This window comes from Nocardia sp. NPDC051052, from assembly GCF_044456045.1.
GTDB lineage: Bacteria > Actinomycetota > Actinomycetes > Mycobacteriales > Mycobacteriaceae > Nocardia.
Map to the genome: position 1 here is coordinate 313,113 of NZ_JBITFL010000001.1, position 19,016 is coordinate 332,128.

The following is a 19,016-nucleotide window of genomic DNA, read 5'->3' on the forward strand; positions in this document are numbered from 1 at the left end:
CCGGGATTCCCGGAATCCGTGATGGAGGACCTGGCCAGATGACTGCCGCACAAGAGAACACTCCGGCGCAGGCAGGTGCTCTGCCGGACGTTGCCTTCAAGATGGGTGCCAACGGGCCTTCGAGTGCCGAGCCCGCTAAGACGCCGGATTCGGCTGTCCCGGAAGCGGATCCGGCCGCGACCGAGCCGACGCTCGAAGACCGGGCCGCCGATCTGGCCTACCGGGTCGCCCAGGAGTTGGCGGTCGCCGGTCCGGAGGGCTGGCAGCGGTTTACGGCGGTGTTCGTGCTCACCGTCCTCGGCGGGGTGCACACCGTCATCTATTACGACGATGCCGATCAGGCGGCGAGCATCGAGCCGTCGGACGAGATCATGGAACTGGTCCGACGGCAGCGCGAGGTTTCGGCGCCGCTCGGCGACGGTCCATGGTGGCGGATGACGATCCAATTCGAGGTCAGCGGCCAGGCCGAGTTCGACTACGACTACGGCGCCGAGCCGTTCCCCGACGAGCACCTGCTGGTGCCCGAGGCGTATCTGGCCGATCTCCAAGCGTTTCCGCGCCAACGATTACCGGTGTGGCTGGCCGCCTATCTCGCGCACGACAATCGGCAGTGGCGCACGCCGCGCGAGGCCGCCGCGCAGACCAGGGCCGACTGGGCGGCGGGCGTTGTCGCGATGCGGTCGGTGGACGACTTCCCTGAGCTGTCCGTGCTGTGGGCCCGCTGGGCGGCGATCGCGGCGGCGTTCGTGGCCGTCGGCTCGGAATGGGGTCCGCGGATCCAGCCCGCGGTCGGCGTCTTCGAGGGATCCTCGCGCGGCGGTGCCACGCTGTATGTGCTGCCCGGCGGTCGGGCCACGTTGTCGGGTGGCGTCTGGAACGCACCGGAATTGGAAGTGGCTTACCACAACGGCACCGAGCTGCCGGATCTGTACGCCGGCGCTCCGGACTGGGTGGCCAACCAGATATTGAATCCGCGTGCCGCCCGCGGGCTGATGTCGTTCTGCTATTGGTGGGAGGACGGCAACTGGTATCGCGGTGATTCCCCGTCGGCGGATCGGCTCAGCGCGGCGGTGCCGGGCATCTGGACCGACGAGACCGTGATCGACGTGGTGTGCGGTGTGCTCAGCGACCAGCCGAGCGCGGAATTACGCACCGCCGCAGCGACTCTGGTGGCCGCCGCGGAGGCGGGCGTGGTCACCCGCGATACCCTGACCGCGCTGTTCGACGACCCGGACGACGATGTCGACGGCGCGTTGTATCAGCTGTCGCTGGCGGGTCTGGTCACCAAGGTTCCGGAGGAGAGACAGACCTCTCGGTCTGCGCGATCGGACAAAATTCTCGATCGGAAGTAAACTGCTGCTTCGCGTCGGCTTGGCCAGATCGGATGTGAGGGTTTCTTTTGGCACCGCAGCAGTGCTCGGGTACGGACGGGGTGGGGCCAGAGGTACTTCGGTTACGGATGTTGGGGCCGGTCGAGGTGTGGCTGGGGGATCATCGCCTCGATATCGCCGCGCCGCAGCTGCTTGCCGTGCTTGCCATGCTCGCGGCCGAACCCGCGCGCACCCTGTCGACGACGCAGCTGGCCGCGCGCCTGTGGGCCGACGGTCCGCCGAAATCGGCGGCCAGCGTGTTGCGTAACCATGTCCTCGCGCTGCGTCGGCAGTTCGACGCGCACGGCCATGCGGGCGCCGGAAACGAGTGGCTCGATTCGACCCGCGGCGGGTATCGGCTCGGGCTGGCGGTGGAGTTCGATGTCGTCGCGGTCGAGGGGCTGATCGCGGCCGCCGAAACCGATCGCCGGGCGGGCGCGGTCGACGAGGCGGACGCCAAACTCACGGCGGCGCAGAAACTGTGGCGCGGCGACCCACTGGTCGGGCTGCCTGGACCGTGGGCGGAACGGGAGCGGGCACGGCTGGCTCGGCTGCGCTTGTCCCTGTACGAGGTCGCGATGGCGGTCGCGCTGGATCTCGGCAGGCATTCGGCCGCGGTCGCGGAGTTGGAGGCGCTCGTCGTCGCCGAACCGCACTCCGAGCGGTGGCACGAACTGCTGATGGTCGCGTTGCACCGCAGCGGGCGGCGGGCCGAGGCGCTCGAGGTGTACCGGAACGCGCGTCGGCTGCTCGCCGACGAACTCGGCCTCGAACCCGGCCCGGAGTTGGTTCGATTGCACCAGCAGATCCTGTCGGCCGAGCTGCCGACCTCCGGGCCGACGGGCGAACTGCCCGCTGCCGCAACGGAGTTCGAGACCCCGCGGGTGCCGGAGCAGTTGCCGTCCGACATCGCCGACTTTGTCGGACGGGAAAACTTGGCCCAGGAGCTGTTCGAGGCGTTGGACGCCGACTGCGACCGGCGCCAGGTGATCGCGATCACCGGGCTCGGCGGCGTCGGAAAGACCACGCTCGCCGTGCATCTCGCGCATCGCGCCAGGAAGCGCTACCCGGACGGACTGTTGTATCTGGACCTCGGCGGGATGGACGAGCGTCCGCGATCCGCCGACATGCTGCTCGCGGTCGCCTTGCGCGCGTTCGGCATCGAGCCGGGCGAGCTGCCGTCGGACCTGGCCGAGCGAGCGGCCCTCTGGCGCGGCACCGTAGCGGGCAAGCGGATACTGCTGGTGCTGGACAACGCGCGCGACGTCGACCATCTCACCCCCTTGCTCCCCGACACGGGGAAAGCGGCGGTGCTGGTCACCAGCCGGTCGAGTCTGGCGGAACTGTTCGGTGCGCGGCTGGTCCCGCTGGACGTGCTCACCCCGGACGAGGCATGGACCTTGTTGGAGCGCACGGTATCGGTGCGCCGGATGTCGGCCGAACCCGAAGCGGCACAGGAGATCCTGCGTGCGTGTGGGCACCTGCCCGTCTCGCTGCGGATCGTCGGGGCGCGGCTGGCGAGCCGGCCGACCTGGCGGCTCGCCGCGGTGGCCGATCGGCTGTCCGACGAGCGCGGCAGGCTGGCCGAACTCTCGATCGGCAACACCAGTGTGGAATTGGTATTCCGGGAAAGTTACCGGCTGCTCGCCCCCGAGTTCGCGCGGGCGTTCGTGCTCGTCGCCTTCTCCGACGCACCCGATCTGTCCGTCGCCGCCATCGCCGCCCTGATCGATCGGGGTCGGGCCGAGGCCGAGCGGCTCTGCGAAACCCTCGTTGATCTGGGAATGTTGCAGACTCCGGAACGCGGTCGCTACCGATATCACGACCTGTTGCGGCTGTTCGCTCGCGAGGTGGCCGACCCGGCGCAGCAGCAGGAGTGGCCGCAGGCGCTGCGCAGGGTGATGGATTTCTATCTCGCCAGCGCGAAAAACATTGTGGAACTGCGTGATCCGGGCGTCGGCACGCACTATTACGCGGCTACCGAAATGGCCGGGCAGCGGTTCGTCGACGAACGGCAGTGTGCCGTATGGGCGCAGGCGGAACGATTCGGTCTGGTCGCGCACTATCGGCAGGTCGCCGATCTCAACGATGCCCGAAGCCGAACGCTCGCAGTCGATCTCGCGCTGTCGCTCGCGGTGGGCGGGGACGCGGGCGCGCACCTGCCGCAGGTGGCGCAGCTGCTGGAGCTGCTGAGCAGCGCCGCGGAAAAGGACGGCGACCGCCGGACGATGGCCAGGGGGCGGCTGGCCGCGGCCGTCGCCAGGCTGGTCGGCATGGCGGATCTGGGTGCCGCGCGCACCCTGCGCGACGCCGGTGCGATTCTGTGGGATCTCGGCGATGGGGCAGGCGCGATCATGGCCGAGCAGATGCTCGGCACGGCCATGGCCTACCAGGAGAACGTGGACGTCGCCGTGGAGCACTACCGGCGCGCCATCGAACTGGGACGGCAGCAAGGTAACCAATGGAGTGAGGGGATGAGCTGGGCGACGCTCGCCCGCGCCTACTGTCACGCCCGGCGCTGGCCGGAGGCCGTCGAAGCCGCCGAACACGCGCTGTACATCGCGCGCCTGGTCGGCAGCCTCCGGCTCGAGTCGATGGCCTTGCACGAGTTGGGATTCGCGACGCTGCAGCGCGGCGATCCGGTACAAGCCAAAGAGCTGTGCGAGCGGGCGCTCGACGTGGCCCGCCGCGACGGCCGCCGGCATCAGGAGGGCTGGGCCCTGGCCCGGCTGGCCGAGGTCACCCTCTACAGCGGCGACGCCGAGGCCGCCGTGCCGATCGCCGCCGAAGCCGTGCGCGCGCTCACCGAGGTCTCGGCCATCGTGCGACGCCTGCGCGCCATGTGGGTCTACAGCTACGCCCTCACCGCGGTCGGCTCCGCCGACAAGGCCGAACCCATCCTGCGCAAGGTCGCCCAATCGAGCCGCCGCATCGGCCTCACCCTCCCCGACATCCCCCCACCCCGCCGCCAAGCCGTAACCTCCGCCCCCACCTCCCTAGCCCTCCGCCAATGCAAATAGGTCTTGCCTGACCTGCGCCCTAATCGCCGGTCTTGACCTTCACCCCGGGCGAGGTTCAGGGCATGAGCGAGACGGATCGTTTGCCGTGCCCATCCGGGCCACCGCGCGAAGCGAGCTGAGCCCCCGGTGAACGACGCTGCCTCCCAAGCATTTCTGACCAGTGCTCCGCGCATCAAGCGTTGCGGTTCCGCAGAATGCGCACTGTTTGTGTGAGGCCCACACCTGGTATAGCAGGTGTGCGCCGTGCTCGACCGGTGTGCGGCTCACCTAACCGGTGTGCGGCTCACCCAAACGGTGAGCGGCCGCGCAACGGGCACTGCGCGTTGCGGTTCCGCAGAGTACACACTGTTTGTTTGAGCCGCACACTCGATATAGCGGGTGTGCGGCTCGCACAAACGGTGGGCGGCCCGGGCAGTAGGCGTGCGGCCACGGTGGGGTGCGGCTCGCGGCCGGGGTGTGCGGTCGAAAGTCGAAGTTCTCCACACCCGCGAGTTATGCACATTTGGCGGGGATGGGGGTGTGGGAGCGGGTGGGCCGCAAGGATGGGGTGGGTGGAGATTCCGGTGCCGATCCTTCGGCGAGACGCGGTTTTGGCGGGGTTCACCGATGACGAGTTGCGTGGGGCGGGGTGGCGGCGAGTGCACCGTGGACTGTATGTCGAGTCTGCTGACGCCGTGGGATTGACTGTCGAGCAACGTCATCACGTGCTGACCCGGGCGGTCGTCGCGGCGGCGACGTCCGCTGTCACAGTCACGCATGTGTCGGCGGCGATCGTGCACGGGTTGCCGGTGTGGAGGATTCCGCTCGCACGGGTACATCTAAGCCGGAACCGCCGGACCGGCGGGCGCGTCCGCCGAAGGTCGGTCCTGCACTCGATGCCGATCGCGATCGACGAATGGGTCATGGTCGATGACCTGCCGGTGACAACCGTGGCGCGAACAGTGGTCGACCTCGCCCGTACTGTGCCATTCGAGCAGGCCGTCGTGGTCGGCGACGCGGCTTTGCGGCTGGGCACAACGACCCGCGACGAACTGTGCGAACAGGTCGAACGGGCAAAAGGGCGGACCGGTCGCCCGCAAGCGAGTCGCGTTGTCGAGTTTCTGGACGGGCGTGCCGAGAGCCCCGGTGAATCGCGCAGTCGCGTCGCGATGCGCGAGCTGAAGGTGCCTTCCCCGGAGTTGCAGGCGCGCATTCTCACGCCAACCAAGTCTGTGGTGGCACGAGTCGACTTCCTGTTCCCCGATCTCGGTGTCATCGGTGAATTCGACGGAGAGATCAAGTACCGCAGCGAACTCCGCGGCACGCTGAACCCGGAGGATGTGGTGATCGCCGAGAAAAACCGCGAAGACGCCCTCCGCCGCCTCGGCTGGACCGTAGTCCGCTGGACCTGGCGCGACCTCGACACCCCCCACACCTGGCTGCCCCACCTGGCCGCCGAAATCGCCCGCAACACCCCCACACTCGGCACCTACCTCCCCACCCCCCGCACTTAACCGCCCACCCCATCGCGACCGTAGTGCTCACCGTTTCTGTGAGCCGCACACCCGGTATACCGAGTGTGCGGCTCACAGAAACGGTGAGCGGTCCTACCTGGGTCGCCGGGGTTGCGCCGTCACGGCGTGCGGCCGGTGGTGCTTTCGCGGATTTCGAGGGTGAAGGGGGTTTGGATGTCTTGGGGTGGGAAGGGGGTGGTGGCTCGGCGGCGGAGGAGGTCTACCGCGGTGTGGGCGATGGCGGATTTGTCGGGGGCGATGGTGGTGAGGGTGGGGGTGCTGAAGGCGCCCTCTTCGGTGTTGTCGAAGCCGACTATCGCTACGTCTTCGGGGATGCGGAGGCCGCGTTCGGCGGCTTTGCGCATGGCGCCGAGGGCTAGGAGGTCGTTGAAGCAGAAGACCGCGTCGGGGGGTTCCGGCAGGTCTAGTAGGTGGTTCATGGCTTCGGCGCCGTCGCGGCGGTGGTATTCCAGCGCCGTCACGATCAACTCGTCGCGTTCGGGGATGTCGGCCTCGGCCAACGCTTCTCGATAGCCGGTGAGGCGGAGGGCGGCGGTGCCGCGACGCGGGTTGTGGCCGATGGCGGCGATGCGGCGGCGCCCGATTCGGGCGAGGTGACCCACGGCGGCGCGGGCGGCGCGCACGTTGTCGATGGCGACATGGTCGAAGGGGACGTCCACGGCGTGCTCGCCGAGCAGGACCAGCGGGACGGCGGGGGACAGTTCGGCGAAGTCGGTGGCCTCGAGTGCCTGCGGGCTCACGATCGCCCCATCGATCAGGTATGGGCCCATCGACGCGAGGGCGGTGCGTTCCTGGTCCCTGGTGCCCTGGGTCTGTTCGATCAAGACGCCCCACTCGTGCTGGTGGGCGGCGGTGATGACGAGACCGGTCAGCTCGGCGAAGTAGGGGATGTTGAGTTCCGGCAGTACCAGGGCGATGAATCCGGTCCGCCCGCGCCGGAGGTTGCGGGCACCCCGGTGCGGCCGGTAACCGGTGGCCTCCAGCGCGGCCAGCACCTTGCGCCGGTTCTCCGGTTTGACGAAGTCGTAGCCGTTGACGACGTTCGACACGGTCTTGATGGAGACGCCGGCAAGTGTCGCAACGTCTTTGAGCGTGGCGGCCACGGCGCTGCTCCTCCTCGCGATCGGCAATCCGTGGAAACCAACATCAACGGATTTCTCCAAACTACTTACAACGTTGTTCCAACGTTGTAAAACTCATCTAACGCCTCGCACGGCAGCGAGGTTCGGGTCGCGCCCTCGCCGGTGCCCTGAAGGAGTTATCGATGCCAGTCAACAAGACCAACACGGTCGTCGTCGCGGTCGCCACCGCGGTCGGCCTCACCCTGTCCGGATGTGCGAAATCCGAGACGGATTCGACCGCACCGACCGGGGCCGGTCCCGCGGCGTCCGCGGCGGCGACCCAGCCGAGCGGCCAGTCCACCTGCACCCTCGCCCAAACCGGCTACCCGAAGATCGACCTGAAAACGGCGAAAGTCGGCTTCTCCCAGTCGGAGAAGGAGGCCAACCCGTTCCGGATCACTGAAACCGCGTCGATCAAGGATCAGGCTGCCGCGCTGGGCATCCCGTCGGGCAACCTGCTCGTCACGAACGCCCAGAGCGATCTCAACAAGCAGATCAGCGATATCAAGTCGCTGCTCGACCAGGGCGTGCAGGCGCTGATCGTGGCACCGCTGAATTCCGATGGGCTGCAACCGGCGTTGGACGCGGCCAAGGCCAAGCAGGTCCCGGTCATCACCGTCGACCGCAAGGTCACCTCCCAACCCTGCACGGACTACCTGACCTTCATCGGGTCCGACTTCGTCGAGCAGGGCAAGCGGGCAGCCGATCAGATGATCCGGGTCACCGGCGGTCAGGGCAAGATCGCGATCCTGCTCGGCTCGTCCGGCAACAACGTAACCACCGACCGCACAAAGGGTTTCAAGGACAAGCTGGCAGGCACGCCGGGCCTGACGATCGTGGCCGAGCAGACCGGCGATTTCGACCGTTCCAAGGGCTTGTCGGTGATGGAGCAACTGCTGCAGAGCCATCCGGACATCACCGCCGTCTACGCCGAGAACGACGAGATGGGCATCGGTGCCGTCAACGCCATCAAGGGCGCGGGCAAGAAGCCGGGAACCGACATCAAGGTCGTCTCGGTGGACGGCACGCACAACGCGGTTCAGCTGATCGTCGACGGCGCGTACAACGCGGTCGTCGAGTCGAATCCGCGCTTCGGGCCGTTGGCTTTCCAGACGCTGCAGCAGTTCCAGGACGGTGCCGCCATCCCGGCGACGGTGATCATCTCCGATGACGAGTACGACGAAACGAACGCCGCCGCGAAGGCGGCTAACTCGTATTGATTGCTCCCGCAAGCAGATTACGATGATCGAACCGGTACTCGAGGTCGTCGAGGCGCGCAAGGAGTTCGGTGGCACGCGCGCGCTCGATGGCGTGTCATTCACCGTGCGTCCCGGTGAGGTGCACGCGCTGGTCGGCGAGAACGGCGCGGGCAAGTCCACGCTCATCAAGGCGTTGACGGGCGTGTACCAGCTCGACGGCGGGCAGCTGCGCTATCGAGGCGAACCCGCCGTGTTCCCGACGCCGCTGCACGCGCAGCGCGCGGGCATCTCCACGATCTACCAAGAGGTCGATCTCATCCCGATGATGAGCATCGCGCACAACGTCTTCCTCGGTCGCGAGCCGCGAAACCGGTTGGGGCTCATAGATCAACGGCGGATGTTCCGGATGGCGGCCGAGCTACTCGCCGGATACGGCATCACCGACGATGTCCGCAAACCGTTGCGCAGTCTCGGTGTCGGCGCACAGCAGATGGTCGCGCTGGCCCGTGCCGTGTCGATCGACGCGCGCGTCGTGATCATGGACGAGCCGACGTCAGCGCTGGAACCCCGCGAAGTGGAGACCCTGTTCGAGGTGATCGAGCGGCTGCACGAACGCGAGATCGCCGTCGTCTACGTCAGTCACCGACTCGACGAGCTCTACCGAATCTGTAACCGGGTCACCGTCTTACGCGACGGCAGGCTGGTGCATACCGGACCGCTCGCCGAACTCGGGCGGCTGCCGCTGATCGCCATGATGCTCGGCCGCGATATCGGCGAGATCAAGGCGCACGGCGCCACCAACTTCAGCGACGATCAACACGCCGCGGCCGAGCAGGTGCTGCGCGCCGAGGATCTGGTCAGCAGGCACCACCTCACCGGCGTTTCGGTTTCCGCGCGAGCCGGTGAAATCGTCGGGCTGGCTGGGCTTTTGGGTTCCGGGCGCAGCGAGACCGCCCGCGCCATCTTCGGGGCGCTGCCGTTGGACCGGGGTTCGGTCGTCATCGGCGGTAAGTCCGTTCGGTCCGGCAGTACGCCCGCGTCGATCGCGGCGGGCATCGCCATGCTGGCCGAGGACCGCCGGGCGGACGGGATCATCCCGGAGCTGTCGGTGCGGGAGAACATCGTGCTCGCCGCGTTGCCGCGGCTGTCCCGGTTCGGGTTGGTGAGCCGCGCGCAACAGGACCGGATCGTCGACACGTTCATCACCCGGCTGCGGATCAAGGTGGCCGGTCCGGAACAAAAGGTGTCCGAACTCTCGGACGGTAATCAGCAGAAGGTCATGCTCGCGCGGTGGTTGTGCCTGCAGCCCAAGCTATTGCTGCTGGACGAGCCGACCCGCGGCATTGACGTGGGCGCCAAGCTCGAGGTGCAGGCGCTGATCGACGAACTGGCCGACGCGGGGCTGGCCGTCGTGCTCATCTCCTCGGAGTTGGAGGAGTTGCTCGACGGCGCCGACCGGCTGCTCATCCTGCGCGACGGGGCCACCGTCGGCGAACTCGTCGGCGATCAGCTGACCGAGGGCAATGTGCTTGCCGCGCTCGCCGAGGCGCCGGGCACCGTCGAAGCCGAAGGGGAGGCACATGATTGAGCAGGTTGCGGTCCGCAGGCCGCCTGCCTGGCGGGGCCGGGCCACGGTCTGGCTACAGGCCTACGGCGTGTACGCCGCGCTCGGCGGGCTGATCTTGTTCAACCTGGTGGCCACCTCGAACTTCTTGACGTTCACCAACTTACGGACCCAGCTGCTGCAGGCCGCGCCGGTGATCATCGTCGCGCTCGGCATGGCGCTGGTGATCGGGACCGAGGGCATCGACCTGTCCGTCGGCGCGGTGATGGCGCTGGCCGCCGCCATGATTCCGCAATACCTCGGTTACGGACCAGCGGCGGCTGTGCTCGTGGCGCTGCTGGTCGGTCTGGTGGCGGGGGTGTTCAATGGAATTCTGGTGGCGCGCATCGGGATTCAGCCCATCATCGCCACCCTGGCGTTGCTGGTCGGTGGGCGCGGACTTGCGCTGGTGATCGCGAACGGGCAGCTCGTCGACGTCAAGAACGCGTCCTTCCTCACCCTCGGCTCCGGTGACCTGTTCGGCGTGCCGATCAGCGTGCTGATCGCGGCGGTGCTCGCGGTCGGCACCGGATTGCTGATTCGCCGAACCACATTCGGCCGCCAGCTGGTGGCGGTCGGCGGCAACCGATCCGCGAGCGAGCTGGCGGGGCTGCCGGTCCGGCGGGTGCTCATCACCGTCTATGCGCTGTGCGGCGTGTTCGCCGGACTGGCGGGGGTGCTGGCCACCGCCCGGCTGCATGCCAGCGATCCGGCCGATATCGGCCTGCTCATGGAACTTTCGGCGATCACCGCGGTCGTCGTCGGCGGGACGCCGTTGACCGGTGGCAAGGTCAGGGTGGTCGGCACCGTGGCAGGTGCGCTGCTCATGCAGTTGGTGCTTGCCACCCTCATCAAGCATGATCTGCCGTCCTCGACCGCGCAGATGGTGCAGGCGGTCATCATCGTCGCGGCGGTCTATGTCGCACGGGAGCGGAACAGCCGATGAGTACCAATACCAGACTGGCCGATCGCCGGGCCGCGGCGGCCGATTCGACTGCGGGCAAAGGCGCGCGGCTGCTGCTCGAGCTGCTGCAGAAGCAGCCCGCCGCGGTGGTTTTCGTCGCGGTGGCCGGTGTCGCCTGGCTGACGTTGCCGCATTTCGGCAGCGGGACCAATATGCGCGATCTGGCGATGCAGAGTTCGTTCCTCGCCGTCATCGCGCTCGGCATGACCTTCGTGATCATCTCCGGTGGCATCGATCTGTCGGCGGGCTCGGTGTACGCGCTCGGCGGGGTGCTGGCCGCGTACGGGTCGCAATGGGGGTTCGTGGCGGCGCTGCTGTTGCCGCTCGCGGTGTGCGGGCTCATCGGCATGATCAACGGGGTGCTGGTGGCGCGTACCGGCATGGCGCCGTTCATCGTCACCCTGGCGACCCTGCTGTTCGCCCGTGGGCTGTTGCTCGCCATCACCGAGGAGGGCGCGACGACCTACAAGATCGAGCGCGGACAGGCCTTCCTGGAGATCGGCCGTGGCACGCTGTTCGGCATCGGTTACCCCGTTTACCTCACCCTGCTGCTGTTCGCGGCGGGCGCGGTGTTGTTGCGGCGCACCGCATTCGGCCAGGTCGTGTTCGCGACCGGCGGCTCCGAACGCTCCGCGGTACTGATGGGGCTGCCGGTAATTCGCACCAAGATCCTGGTTTACACCCTCAGCGGGCTGCTTTCCGGGTTCGCGGGTGCGATGACCGCGGCGTATCTGGAATCCGGGGTCACCGTGATCGGCGTCGGCACCGAGCTGGACGCGATCGCCGCGGTGGTGATCGGTGGCACGCTGCTGACCGGCGGTGTGGGAACCGTCATCGGCACCATCTTCGGTGTCTTGTTGCGCAACGTCATTCAGGACATCATCAACGAAATCGGCACCCTGGACAGCAATTACCAGTCCGTGGTGAGCGGCGGCTTCCTGCTGGTGGTGGTCGTGTTGCAGCGGCTGCTCGGGTACGTGCGCCGAGTGTGACGGAATAGTTCCGAGCCCTGCGCAGTGCACGCAGCGTTTCACCGAGTGTGCAACGTGCGTTGTCCGGCGGTCCAGCCAGCCTCGATTGATGGGTTGACCGTGCTCCAGCGTGGGGTAACGGCGTGCGGAGGGTGCTCGGAGAAAGTCCTGACGCCGGGCAGGTAACATCCAGCAAACTCTATCCGATAATACTCCTGACCAGATAGGTTCAACGTTAGGAGAATGCAATGGACGTCAATAATCCCGAAGGCGCGCTCGTCTGGCTTGCCATCCTCTCGCCACTGATCGTCATCGGCGGGGCGTACGCGCTCATCAGTGGAATCGGCCGGGCGCTGGGCATCGGCTGATTGGTCTGCCCCGCGCGGCACGCTGTCCGGTCTGCCGGCATCGGGCGTCGGCCTGACCGAGGCGATGACGATTACGGCATGTTCATCGCGGCCAGGTGTGGTCGGCGATGGCGCGCGGGGCATACCCCTATAACCCCCTACCGGTAGGCGCTCGCCAGGGTGGTGCCGGGTGCCGGGGCGATCCGGGGCGGTCGTGCCGGACCTGCGCATTTCGGTAAATGTTGTTCCTGCACAGCAGCTTTCAGTGGCACGGCGGGATGGCTTGGCGGCGCGAAATCGCTGGAAACGTGTGGCAGGGTGCTCGGTTATGAAGACGATCCTGATCACGGGGGCGACGTCGGGGATCGGCCTCGCGGCCGCGCAGCAGTGTGCCGAGGGAGGGGATCGGCTGGTTCTCGTCGGACGGAATCCGCGAAAACTGGCTGACGCGGCGGTGGCCGTGCGGGCGGCGGGGGCCGGGGGAGTGGACACCCTCGAATGTGACTTCGCCTCGCAGGACTCGATTCGGCAGCTCGCCAAAACGGTGCTGGCGCAGTATGACCGGCTGGATGTGCTGGCCAATAACGCGGGCGGGTATCACAAGGACCGGGTCGAGACCGAGGACGGTATCGAGGCGACGTTCGGGGTCAACCACCTCGGTGGATTCCTGCTCACCGAATTGCTCATCGACCTGATGGTGCGCAGCGCGCCCTCGCGGATCCTGTTCACGTCGTCGGTGCTGCATTTCGGCGCCTCGCTGGATTTCGATGATCTCGGCCTCGAGCGCGGGTATTCGGGCGAGCAGGCTTATAGCCGATCGAAGTTGGCCAATATCCTGTATGCCAGGGCGTTGGCGCGCCGCGTCGAGGGCACCGGGGTGACGGTCAACGCCTTTCATCCCGGCGCGGTGGCGAGCGGCATCTGGGATTCGCTGCCGTGGTTCGGGCAGCCGCTGGTCGCGGTGGCCAAGCGGCTGTTCATGATCTCCGTCGAAGAGGGCGGACGCGCGCTGAATTATCTCGCGACCGACCCCGAGGTCGACGGGATCACCGGCGCCTACTTTCAGAGGAACCGCATCAAGACTCCGTCGCGTCGGGCGCGGGACGACGCGCTCGGGCAGCGGCTGTGCCAGGTGAGCGCGATGCTGGTCGCACCCTAGCGCGGTTGCCACGCAGTCAACGACAACGTTGTCGGAATTACCAAGCGACACATCATGTTTGTCCTCGACTGATCTGCAGAAAGCAGGGGCAATGCAGCGTACGCGTTTCGAGTCGATCGGCTCGTACACTCCGGAAACCATCCGCTCCACCGAGGAATTGATCGACAGCCTGGCCGTGCCGAGGTCACTGGATCTGGAGCGGATAACGGGGATCAAGAATCGGCGGGTCTACGACTCGCATCCGGACCGCTATGAATCGTCCTTCGAATTGGCGCTCCGGGCCATCGACGACTGCCTGCGGCATTCCGACTACACCGCGGCTGAGCTCGACATCGTCATCTCGGCCTCCATTACCCGCACCCGTGGCAAGGAAATCTTCTGCTACGCACCGGCTTTCGCATTGATGCTCGGCAATGCGATCGGCGCGACGGCGGCCAGGCATTTCGACGTATCCAACGCGTGCGCGGGCATGCTGACCGGCGTGCTGGTGCTGGACCGGATGATCAAGGCGGGGGTGGTGCGCAACGGTCTGGTGGTCAGCGGTGAACAGATCACGCCGATCGCGGAGACCGCGGTGCGGGAGATCAGCCAACCGTACGATCCGCAATTCGCGGCGCTGACGGTCGGCGACGCGGCGGTGGCCGTCGTGCTCGACGATCGCGGCGACGACAACGACGAAATCCACTACGTCGAACTGCTGACCGCCGCCGAAGGGGCCGAGCATTGCCTCGGCATGCCGAGCGACAGGTCGGGCGGGATCGCGCTCTACACCGACAACCGCGCGATGCAGAACGAGGGCAGGTACCTGCAGGCGATCCACCGCATCGACACCTTCCTGAGCGAGTCCGGGCGGACCTGGGCGGGCGAGAAATACGACTACTGGATCCATCACCAATTCAGCGGGCCGGTCATCGAGTACCTCGGGCAGCTGACCGAGCAGCATTTCGGCACCCCGATGCCGCAGGCCTTGAATGTGTTGCACGACTACGGCAATACGGCGTCGACCTCGCACTTCCTGGTGCTGCACGAGTATCTCGCGCAGCAGAAGATCCCCAAAGGATCGAAGATCCTGATGATTCCCGCGGCTTCGGGGCTCGTTTCCGGCCATCTAGCCGCGACTATTTCGCGTCTGGAGGCATAAGTCATGGGTACCACGATTGTCGCCGCGGCGACCAACACCGATCTCGACACCGCCAGCTATTTCGAACTGGCCGCCCGCGCGGCCCGCAGCTGCCTGGCCGACTCGGATGTTTCGGTCGACGAGGTCGGCATGCTGATCAACGTCGGCGTCTTCCGGGACGAGAACATTTCCGAGCCCGCGGTGTCGGCGCTCATCCAGAAACGGATCGGCCTCGGCCTGGAATATCAGCCGGGCCGGGTACCGGCGTTCTCCTTCGACCTGATGCACGGCGCCACCGGGCTGCTGCACGCCATCAACACCGCGGAATGCTTCCTGGCCACCGGCGATGTGGAGTACGCGCTGCTGGTGGCGGGGGATACCCACCCGTCGACCCGGCGCTACGTCGCGGGGTTCCCGTACACCACGGGGGCGGCCGCGCTGCTGCTCGGCAGCTCGCCGAGCACGGGCGGATTCTGTCCGCTGCACACCAAGGAGACCACCGGTCAGGCCGACCCGTCGGCCTGGGTCAACCTGGGTGAGGCGGGCGCGTACGGCCGCTCGGCCATGCGTATTCGGCACGGCGGGGAGGATCCGATCGAGCTCGCGGCGGCGGCCGTGCGCGCCTGTGTGGCCGACGAGGGCCTCGACAGCGCCGACTTCGCGGAAGGACGGGCGGTGTTGCTCGCACCGGCTCCCGTCGTGGGGTTCGGCGACAGCCTCGCCGAAACATTGGGATACCGAACGGAATCGGTCGTCGGTGTCGCGCCTGCGCTCGGCGATCCGTACACCGCGGCGCCCGTGCACGCGTATCTGCACGCGCGGGAATCCGGTGTGCTCGCCGCGGCCGACTCGGTGCTGTTCCTGGCCGCCGACGATGCCGCGGCTGCCTGTCTTGCTTACCATCCGCGGTCGGCTGCGGTCGCGACGGTGAGCACGGGCGGCGCGGTGCGGCGCGAAAGACGTTGATGTTACCGACATTCCGTCATCGGTGTCGGAATCGCCGGGGCGATCTTGTTGCCGTGATTCGATGACAGGCCGCGGTCGGCGCCCTACGCTATGGGCACCGGCTGGATCAATGGGGCGTCCGGTGACGTCCCTGCTGCGACGATGCCGCATCTTCAGCGCACCCGAGTTTCTCTCTTCGTTGGTGCCCTTCCCCAGTCGGCTACATCTTGTCGACGAAGGGGGCTCGGATATGCAGAAGCAGATCTCGCCGCAGGGCGAGAAGTGGTCGACCCTCGCTCGATCCGGGGTCGGTCAGGCGATAGCCGTGCTCGGCGGCGCGAGCACGGTCGGCCTGGTCGCCGAGCTGCTCGCCGCCGACGAGGCCGCGGTGCGCTCGGCCGTCCGGCAGCTCGCCGCCGGGTCGTCCGCGGGGGCGCCGGTTGCCGAGGTCGACATCGCCGACTGGATCCTGCGCGACACTCCGGCGCAGGTGCGCCGGGAGTTGCACTTGCGTGCGGCGGAGCTGTTGCACGACAAGGGGTTTCCGGCGGGCGCGGTGGCTGATCAGTTGGTCGCGGCCGGTGTCGCCGAACAGTCATGGGCGGCGGTGGTGCTGCTCACCGCGGCGGCCGAGGCGTTGGCGAACGACCAGATCGACCGCGCGGTGGCCCGGCTGGAATTGGCCTATCGCGCCACGCGTGACCCGGCGGAGCGTGCCACCATCGCGATCCGGCTGGTGCGGGCCGAATGGCGGATCAGCCCGTCGAGTCGAACGCGGAACTACACCCGGATGCGCGCGGCCGTCCGGGCGGGCCGGGTGCCTGCCGCGGTGTTGCCCGCCGCCGTCATGTTCCTGCTCTGGCACGGTCAGACCCAGCACGCGGATCAGGCTCTCGGACAACTGGATTGCGGGCGGCTCGACGAGGCGGCACCGAAGGTCGACTTTCTGTGCGCGTGGCTGCGTGCCACCCATCCGCCGCAGGCGCAACGCCAGCAGCGACTCCTCGCGGCCCAGGCGCTGCGACGCACGGCGAGCGCGCTGCGACCGTCGCCGCACCTACTCGGCGCGCAGCTGCTGACCGGCCTGTTCACCGGGCGTCCGCGCGACGAAACCAGCACTCTCGCACAGCGTTTGCTCACCTGCCATCGGCTCGCTCCGAGCACCGTGGAAACCCTTGCGGCGGCGGTGCATTGCCTGATCTACACCGACCGGCTCGATACCGCGGCCGCCTGGTGTGACTCGCTGCTCGCCGAGGCCGAGGCACGCCAGGCACCGACCTGGCAGTCGATCTTCGCGGGCCTGCGCGCGGAAACCATGCTGCGCAAGGGCAATGCGCGGGCCGCGGCCGACGACGCGGTGCTCGCGCTGAATCATGTGCCCGCCGAACAGCTCGGCGTCTGGATCGGCACCCCGATCGCGGCGCTCGTTCGCGCGCTCACGCTGGCGGGCAGGCACGCCGACGCCGAGGCACAGCTACGAAGACCCGTGCCGCGGGCCATGTTCGAGTCGCGCTTCGGCCTGCCCTACCTGCACGCGCGCGGGCACCACTACCTTGCCGTCGACCGCGCCGACGAGGCACTGCGCACCTTCCGTCGCTGCGGCCACCTGATGCGTCGCTGGCGGATGGACTTCGCCTGGCTGGTGCCGTGGCGCAACGACGTCGCCGCGGCGCATCTCGCGCTCGGTGAGCACCGGTCCGCGCGCGCCGTCGCGACCCGCCATCTCGATCTGCTCGGCACCGCGAGCCAGCATCGCACCGGCGGTGTATCGCTGCGCCTGCTCGCCGTGACCGCCGACCGCTACCAGCGGGTCCGGTTGCTGCGCGACGCCGCGGCGATCGCCCGCTCCGGCGGCTGCGACCTCGAATTGGCCACGGCCCTCGGCGAACTCGGCGCCGCGCACCGCGCCGTCGGCGACCACGACAAGGCGCGGCTGCTGATCCGGGAGGCCACCAGGCTCGCCGACTCCTGCGGCGCGGGCGCACTGTTGCACGACCTGCTCGGCGACCGCCCACGCTGCCCCACCCCACCCGGCCCCCGGCTACGCGCGCACCCCAACGGTCTCGACGTCCTCAGCCCCGCCGAACGCCGCGTCGCCGAACTCGCCGCCCACGGCAACCGCAATCGCGACATCGCCGCCACCCTCGACATCACCACCAGCACCGTCGAACAACACCTCACCCGCGTCTACCGCAAACTGGAGATCGCCCGCCGCAGCGAACTGAGCTTCGTCCTCGGGGACGCGGGCTCGTCCGTCTCCGCTACCGGCTAGGCCGGGCAGGCTACCGCCGGGTCATGGCCTTCTCGGTGGTCATCGCCCGGACATCGGGGAGCGCGATGATCGACAGATTCACCACCGCGACCAGGACCGCCATCGTCAGCAGTGGGACGGCGTCGCCGGTGACGGCGGCGATCGGGGCGGCGAAGGCCGTGCCGAGTGGGCGGGCGGCGAGTGACAGCAGGACGTCGTAGGAATCGGCGCGGGCCAGCGCCTCGGGTGGGAACTCGCGTTGTATTGCGGTCTGCCACACCGTGTTCAGGAGCCCGACGCCGAGCATCGCGGCGCAGTAGGTGATGGCGTCGACCCACGCCGGTGTCAGCGTCGCGAAGCTGATCATCGGCAGGGCGAACAGGGCGCTGCAGACCGATGTCAGTACGAGGGGGCGTTGTACTCGCAGCCGGGGTGCGATCAGTGCGCCGAGCACCACGCCGGCCATACCGGACTGGTAGATCAGCACCCAGGAAACCTCGCCGCCGAGCGATCGCACCGCGATGAGCGGGCCGAGCGTCAGGAGGACGCCCGCGGCGAGATTCGAGACGCCGTGCCCGATCAGGTTGGACCAGAACCACGGTCGGCTGCGCACCTCGAACCAGCCGTCGGCCAGCTGCCGGACGAACGAGACCGGATGCTCGACCACCGGGCGCGGTGCGATCCGGAGTCCGCCGAGGGTGCACGCCGCCACCGCGAACACCGCGGCGGTCACGATGAAAGTCCAACCGGGGCCGACCGTTACCGCGAGCACGCCGGCGACGCCCGGCCCGGCGACCAGGGTGATGCCGCGCACCACGCCGAGATAACTGTTGGCCTGCAACCGATGGACCTGCGGGACCGTCGCCAAGATCAGCGGTGACATCGTCGGGGTGCCGAAGGCGACGCCGATGCCGGTGATCGCCGAGAGAATTGCCAGATCGGTGATTCGTACTACGCCGCACAGCAATTCGATGCCGATCCCGAGCTGCGCGAGCCCGCGCGTCAGGTCCGCGGCGAAGGCCACCTTCTGCGGCCGGAAGCGGTCGGCCAGCACCCCGCCGATCGGCAGTAATACCAACTGCGGCAACAACTCCGCGGCCAGGACGAGGCCCAGGTCGCCCGCCCGTCCGGTGGCGTCGATCACCGCGAGGGTGAGCGCCATCGGCACCAGGGCGGTGGCCAGGAACGACAGCGTGCGCCCGAACATCAGCCTGCCGAAACCCGGCACCTGCCGGATGGTTTGGCTCATCGGCACGCCCCGCACGCATGCGGCGAGAACGGCTCGAACAAGTGTGACAGCAACGCGCTCCCGTCCCCTGATTCCGAGTGGAAACATTACAATCGATCTCGCGAGGTCGGGGCAGCCCACTGCGCATGTGAGGTGGATCACCGAAGCCGCCGCAGCGGCTGGACCGGCTCGTCTCGATCGTTG

The 19,016-nt window shown here is 67.9% G+C and carries 13 protein-coding genes; 11 read left to right on the forward strand and 2 right to left on the reverse strand.

From position 1 onward, the window contains the following. Window positions 1-38 precede the first annotated feature (38 nt). From ACIBCN_RS01465 to ACIBCN_RS01475, 3 genes are all read left to right on the forward strand, one after another. Complete coding sequence (locus ACIBCN_RS01465; protein ID WP_396989488.1) at window positions 39-1,352, forward strand: hypothetical protein; 1,314 nt, start codon at window positions 39-41, stop codon at window positions 1,350-1,352. Between the two features lie 107 nt (window positions 1,353-1,459). After that, window positions 1,460-4,390, forward strand: coding sequence for an AfsR/SARP family transcriptional regulator (locus ACIBCN_RS01470; protein WP_396989489.1), 2,931 nt, complete (start codon window positions 1,460-1,462; stop codon window positions 4,388-4,390). A 551-nt stretch (window positions 4,391-4,941) separates the two neighbouring features. After that, window positions 4,942-5,883, forward strand: a complete 942-nt coding sequence (locus ACIBCN_RS01475; RefSeq protein ID WP_396989490.1) for a hypothetical protein — start codon at window positions 4,942-4,944, stop codon at window positions 5,881-5,883. A 119-nt stretch (window positions 5,884-6,002) separates the two neighbouring features. Here the strand turns inward: ACIBCN_RS01475 and ACIBCN_RS01480 are convergent, their stop codons facing one another. Continuing rightward, the gene (locus tag ACIBCN_RS01480) at window positions 6,003-7,007 is read right to left on the reverse strand and encodes a LacI family DNA-binding transcriptional regulator (RefSeq protein ID WP_396989491.1); all 1,005 of its coding nucleotides are present in this window, start codon (window positions 7,005-7,007) and stop codon (window positions 6,003-6,005) included. A 161-nt stretch (window positions 7,008-7,168) separates the two neighbouring features. Between ACIBCN_RS01480 and ACIBCN_RS01485 the strand changes: the two genes are divergently transcribed. The 8 genes from ACIBCN_RS01485 to ACIBCN_RS01520 all read left to right on the forward strand — a co-directional run bounded on the left by ACIBCN_RS01485 (window position 7,169) and on the right by ACIBCN_RS01520 (window position 17,605). Beyond that, the gene (locus ACIBCN_RS01485) at window positions 7,169-8,245 is read left to right on the forward strand and encodes an ABC transporter substrate-binding protein (RefSeq protein ID WP_396989493.1); all 1,077 of its coding nucleotides are present in this window, start codon (window positions 7,169-7,171) and stop codon (window positions 8,243-8,245) included. A gap of 22 nt (window positions 8,246-8,267) precedes the next feature. Further along, window positions 8,268-9,812 carry a sugar ABC transporter ATP-binding protein gene (locus tag ACIBCN_RS01490; protein WP_396989494.1) on the forward strand — a complete coding sequence of 515 codons (1,545 nt, stop codon included), beginning with the start codon at window positions 8,268-8,270 and terminating at the stop codon, window positions 9,810-9,812. After that, window positions 9,805-10,773 carry an ABC transporter permease gene (locus ACIBCN_RS01495; RefSeq protein WP_396989495.1) on the forward strand — a complete coding sequence of 323 codons (969 nt, stop codon included), beginning with the start codon at window positions 9,805-9,807 and terminating at the stop codon, window positions 10,771-10,773. Before ACIBCN_RS01490 ends, ACIBCN_RS01495 begins: the two co-directional genes overlap by 8 nt. After that, window positions 10,770-11,783, forward strand: a complete 1,014-nt coding sequence (locus ACIBCN_RS01500) for an ABC transporter permease (RefSeq protein WP_396989496.1) — start codon at window positions 10,770-10,772, stop codon at window positions 11,781-11,783. Before ACIBCN_RS01495 ends, ACIBCN_RS01500 begins: the two co-directional genes overlap by 4 nt. Window positions 11,784-12,437: 654 nt before the next feature. After that, window positions 12,438-13,268 (forward strand): SDR family oxidoreductase, encoded by an 831-nt coding sequence (locus tag ACIBCN_RS01505; protein WP_396989497.1) that lies wholly within the window; start codon window positions 12,438-12,440, stop codon window positions 13,266-13,268. 91 nt (window positions 13,269-13,359) lie between these two features. Then, entirely contained in the window at window positions 13,360-14,409 is a 1,050-nt protein-coding gene (locus ACIBCN_RS01510; RefSeq protein ID WP_396989498.1) for a 3-oxoacyl-ACP synthase III family protein, read from the forward strand. Between the two features lie 3 nt (window positions 14,410-14,412). Beyond that, the gene (locus tag ACIBCN_RS01515; RefSeq protein WP_396989499.1) at window positions 14,413-15,354 is read left to right on the forward strand and encodes a hypothetical protein; all 942 of its coding nucleotides are present in this window, start codon (window positions 14,413-14,415) and stop codon (window positions 15,352-15,354) included. 229 nt (window positions 15,355-15,583) lie between these two features. Next, the gene (locus ACIBCN_RS01520; protein ID WP_396989500.1) at window positions 15,584-17,605 is read left to right on the forward strand and encodes a LuxR C-terminal-related transcriptional regulator; all 2,022 of its coding nucleotides are present in this window, start codon (window positions 15,584-15,586) and stop codon (window positions 17,603-17,605) included. A 10-nt stretch (window positions 17,606-17,615) separates the two neighbouring features. Here ACIBCN_RS01520 and ACIBCN_RS01525 read toward each other — a convergent pair whose 3' ends face one another. Beyond that, entirely contained in the window at window positions 17,616-18,833 is a 1,218-nt protein-coding gene (locus ACIBCN_RS01525) for an MFS transporter (protein WP_396989501.1), read from the reverse strand. Window positions 18,834-19,016 lie beyond the last annotated feature (183 nt).